Genomic DNA, 4,637 nt, shown 5'->3' with positions numbered 1-4,637 from the left:
CCTCAGCAATTGTCTAGGATAGCGGCCATGCTCACCCAACTCCAGACCTACACTCCCGAACAATACCCAGAACAAGAAGAACAGGCCGACTACAAACGTGAATATCGCCAGAGAGAGATTATTCCTAGGACAGGTGGCACTACGAACCATAATCAGCTAGCATTCAATCTGGCTATGACCTTGAGGAGTAATCTCAAACGGCAAAGTTATAAAGTCTACATCGGTGATGTGCATCCTTGGATCCCACGGTATGAACAATTTACCTACCCAGAGGTCATGGTGATTCATGGGGCACCCCAGTGCTACGGCAACAGCACCACCACTGTCACAAATCCTTGCTTTATGACCGACGTGTTGTCGCCATCCACTCAAATAGTGCTAGACGAGGCTGGGGTCATCCGCAGTCGCCAATTTCCTGGACTCTGGCTAGCGGTGAATCGCCCCTTAGCAGGGGACTTGGCAGCCGTCTTAGCAACCCTACAACAAGGCATTGCTATCCCAGAGCACCAAGCTTTTCTTAAGCAACTCCATTCTGCCTCCTTTGAAGTGTGATTTACCTTGACTACCATGCCACAACTCCTGTTGACCCCCGTGTAGCCGATCGCATTCTACACGTTATGACCCAAGAGTTCGGCAATGCCAGCAGTGTGGATCATGAGTGGGGCGATAGAGCCGATGCTGCTATCCAGCAAGCTGCCAAGCAAGTTGCTAATCTTGTGGGAGCCTCACCCAGGGAAATTGTTTGGACTTCTGGTGCTACTGAGAGCATCAACTTGGCAATTCAGGGTAGCCTGCTGACTCCCCTTGCGCTGCTTGGGCAAGGATCTAGGGGTGAGGCCAAGCCCCATCGCATTGCCCTCATGCCGATCGAACATCATGCCGTGCTTGATACCTGTCGGGTGCTAGAAAACCGAGGGTGGGCTGAACTGGTTTATCTGCAAGTTGATTCCCAAGGTAGGCTCGACCTAGGACAGCTAGAGCAGGTCTGTGCTGAGGGCTTATCCCTTCTGTGCGTGATGGCAGCGAACAACGAGATTGGCACCATTTACCCAATGCAAACAATTGGCAAGATTGCACAGCACTACGGTATTCCGTTTTTATGTGATGGCTCTCAAGCTGTGGGCAAGATTCCCATACACTTTGAGGAGTGGGGCATTACCTATCTAGCCATCTCTGCCCACAAGCTCTATGGCCCTAAGGGAGTTGGGGCACTAGTAGTTCGTCGAGGTTACCACTTGCAGCCGCTAATGTTTGGGGGAGGGCATCAGCGGGGACTGCGATCGGGCACCCTCAACGTTCCAGGAATTGTCGGCTTAGGAGAAGCCTGTTGGCTGCGATCGCTAGAGATGCATGAGGATGAACGGGCGATCGCCATCAAGCGGGATAGATTGCAGGAAATCCTTCTGAAGAATATTCCCAATCTTGTTGTGAATGGGGATGTTGACCATCGCCTTGCAGGCAATCTCCACATTTCAATTCCAGGGATTCCCAATGATGCTGTGATTGCCAGGGTTCGTCCCCACCTGGGAATTTCCACCGGATCGGCGTGCTCATCTGGGGTAGTAGCACCGTCCCATGTTCTGCAAGCCCTTCGGCTGCCTGAAGAGGTAGTGGAGGGTTCCCTGCGCATTGGCCTGGGAAAGTTTACGACGGATGATGACATCAACCGTGCAGCAGAGATCCTGCTAGCAGCAGTTACCCAAATTCGACAGCTACAGGCTAACTAAGACGTTTGTAGTGAGGACTTTAGTCCTCATAGGCTAACTAAGACGTTTGTAGTAAGGACTTTTGTAGTGAGGACTTTAGTCCTCATAGCCAGCACTTTTTGTAGCCGTGGGTAACATCCGAACCCATCTCATCCCGAACCTCCATATGAAAAAATTTAGGCATCTGAAGGATGGATGTTTCATCACCCTAGTTGCTACGCAGGGGAACTAGGGTAATTGGTAAGAGTTTTTTCAGTTCTTCTTGTAGGCGATAGGCTTGGTAGGGATATAGATATAGGTCGATCGTGCCGGGAAGGTTATCCATAAAGGTTCTGGCTAGCTTGAGGTCACAGCCAGAGATGTTTTCTAAGCGGTTGCCAGCATCGATGAGGTTGCCGTGAATGCGAGGGGGATCTGCGGTTAGTCGCCACCGCTGGGGTGGCAGTAGTTCATGCCGTTCGATACGCTGAAGGCCATTGATGGAGGCCAGCACAACTAGGCGATCGCCCACATCTAACCGGACATCATCGGATGGCAAGGGCGTGCCTACATTATCCCCTGCTAGCACCTGTTCGCGGCGTTGGTGAAAGATGGGCACAACCCGGTAACCGTAGGCGACCTGGGAAAGTAATTTGTTGACCAAGGTATCTCCAGCTTCGATAGTGTATTCAGTCACCAGGATGGTGCGATCGCTCAACTGAAACAAACTGAGCATGTTTTCCCCGAAGGCGGCTCCAGCAAAGGCTTGGGCGGCTAGCTCGTAGGCACAGAGGGCACTAGCATCGGGTAGGAGGGTAGCGAGTTCACGGCTAAAGCGTTGATCATAGGTACGGATCACGAGGCCGAGGTTACGATGGACTTGGCGAGCACTGTTCTGGGCCATGAGGGCTAGCTCTAGGTTAAGCATCTGATCCTCTGTTGCCAAAATTATACTCTTGGCCGTGCTGAGGTTGGTTTTGGGCAGGTCTTTAAGGAAGTTGCCAAGAATCAGGGGTAGACCGGGTGGAACGGACGGATCTAGGAGTTGTTCTTCTAGGACGACGATCGGCTGCCGAATGGCCTGCATCATGGCCGCAACCCGCCGTCCGACTCGCCGAAAGCCTAGCAGAACAATGTGATCTCGCTTAGGAATAGCGGGACGACGTTGGAGGAATTCAAAGCGGGAACTAAGAATGCTATCGGCAATTAGGCTCAGTACGCCTAACACAAACAGCAAGCTGACGATCGTAATCAATAGACAGGCCATCTGTACCCACCAAGGGATGTCCACAGCATTCCCCAAGCCGCCAAACACATCGCCATAGCCGCCAAGAAGGAGGATAATGGCAGAGGACATAGCTTCTTGCCAGGAAATGCCTTGAACGTAGGTTCGCAGCAGCAACGTGCCAATCATCCACAGGAAAAAACCTGTGATTATACCTACAGCAATCACTTGTCGAGTTCGATTTGCCTGGAACCATTGCCAGATTTGATTAACTTGGCCTTGCCAGCTATTTTGGGTGACGTAATTCAAGATAGCTTCTACCCAAGCAAACTGTTGGGGATAGGGCGATCGCTGTTCGCTGACCAAGGTTTCTGTGACCTCTACATAGGCGATGCGATCCCCCAGTTGAATACGCTTATCGGCTGGCCACTGGAAGAAGGAATAGGACTCATCAGTAATTGTGGTAGTGGTTGCCTTAGGAAGGCTAATCAAGCGATAACTACGTTTGTGTAGTTTGATGCCCGGAATATTGAGGAAACGGTAGTCATCAGACTTGACAGTCTCATTCACCACCCGAAAGCGATAGTTGCCCACGGTAAAGAAGCCTGCTGTGCTCTCCCCCAGGGCTGCGAAGGCAAAGGTGCCTGCTGACAGTTCAGTTGGCTCAAAGGCAGCGAAGTTGCCAAGCTGTTCTGCCAGTAAGTTATTGAGATTTTGGCGAGAGGAACGAATCACAAGGCGCACATCAGGGTTAAGCCGACGTGCTGCGATCGCAGTCTCAATATTCACCTCTTCGCTGCTAGTGGCAATGACAATAGCGCGGCAATGTCTGATGCCAGCTTGCTCTAGCACCTCTTCTCGCCGACAGTCCCCTACGACGAAATCAGTGGGATCTGTGTTCTCTAGCTCTTCCACTTCCCAGGTCTCTGGTAAGGCTCGGTCGATGCCTACAACGTGGATACGAAAATCAGCAGAGGAAAATTTACGCAGGTTCACGAAGCAATATTGCCCTAGGTTACCAAGTCCACAAACGATGAAGTGCTCGGTAGTAGCAGGTGCAGTCGGTGCGGCTAAGCTGATTTGCTCTTGCCAGATAACGCTAGGTTCGCCCGGTCGGCGCTGGTAAAGCTTCACAACGGCAACATCTATTCGCAGGCCAGTTAACACTCCTCGCACGAGGTTAGCCATGGCAGTGCGGTCTAGGGTGCTGTTGGTTTCTAGTAAGATGTGGAGCAAATCTGGCTGCGAGGCGACTTTGACAGTCACCGGGCGATCGCGCAGGTGATGCTTGATGATGAGGGCAATGGCCTGCGGGTCACCTTGGCGGGCAAGATCGGTTAAATCTGGGTAACTCATAGGAAGTTAGCTAGAGCGTGGGAAACACGTGCCAGCAATGGTCATCTAATTTTACGATACTGCCAATCGGTGCCATGTGAGGGTTGGTTCACCATGAGAACGATCAAAATGCCAGCGCAATAGGGAGCCAGCCTGACTTACGGCTAGGTTAGGTTGACCAATCGCCCGTCGAGGAGCACTGGTCGCCAGCGCTATGGCCTGTTCTGGTGTACAAATCCCCCATTGCACCAAGTTTTGTACGCCGGTTAACAACGGTAAGGTAGTGCCTGCTAGGGTGCCGTCGTCGAGGCGAGCTGTGCCCTTGGTGATGGTGACAGAGCGGGTATCCCAGGGATAGGTGCCATCGGGTAGGCCCAGGGCTGCCAGAGCAT

4 protein-coding genes are annotated in these 4,637 nt (G+C 52.1%); 2 read left to right on the top strand and 2 right to left on the bottom strand.

Going from position 1 to position 4,637, the window contains the following annotated elements; all coding sequences use genetic code 11:
• Window positions 1-27 precede the first annotated feature (27 nt).
• Together NZ772_14365 and NZ772_14360 are read left to right on the top strand one after the other, a co-directional pair.
• Entirely contained in the window at window positions 28-552 is a 525-nt protein-coding gene (locus NZ772_14365) for a Uma2 family endonuclease (GenBank protein MCS6814734.1), read from the top strand.
• Complete coding sequence (locus NZ772_14360) at window positions 549-1,727, top strand: cysteine desulfurase (protein MCS6814733.1); 1,179 nt, start codon at window positions 549-551, stop codon at window positions 1,725-1,727. Before NZ772_14365 ends, NZ772_14360 begins: the two co-directional genes overlap by 4 nt.
• Window positions 1,728-1,914: 187 nt before the next feature.
• Here the strand turns inward: NZ772_14360 and NZ772_14355 are convergent, their stop codons facing one another.
• Window positions 1,915-4,266: an NAD-binding protein gene (locus tag NZ772_14355; protein ID MCS6814732.1), complete on the bottom strand. Its 2,352-nt coding sequence runs from the start codon at window positions 4,264-4,266 to the stop codon at window positions 1,915-1,917.
• 51 nt (window positions 4,267-4,317) lie between these two features.
• Window positions 4,318-4,637, bottom strand: a 320-nt coding sequence (locus NZ772_14350; protein MCS6814731.1) for an N-acetylglucosamine-6-phosphate deacetylase, incomplete at its 5' end; no start/stop codon positions are given.

The sequence above is a fragment of the Cyanobacteriota bacterium genome, assembly GCA_025054735.1.
In the GTDB taxonomy this organism is placed as follows: domain Bacteria; phylum Cyanobacteriota; class Cyanobacteriia; order SKYG9; family SKYG9; genus SKYG9.
Note: the sequence above shows the minus strand (reverse complement) of the source record. Positions and strands in the feature narration are given on the sequence as shown.

Coding starts and splice junctions, on each gene's coding strand:
- NZ772_14355 (MCS6814732.1), bottom strand. CDS start 4,266: ATGAGTTACCCAGATTTAACCGATCTTGCCCGCCAAGGTGACCCGCAG.
- NZ772_14365 (MCS6814734.1), top strand. CDS start 28: ATGCTCACCCAACTCCAGACCTACACTCCCGAACAATACCCAGAACAA.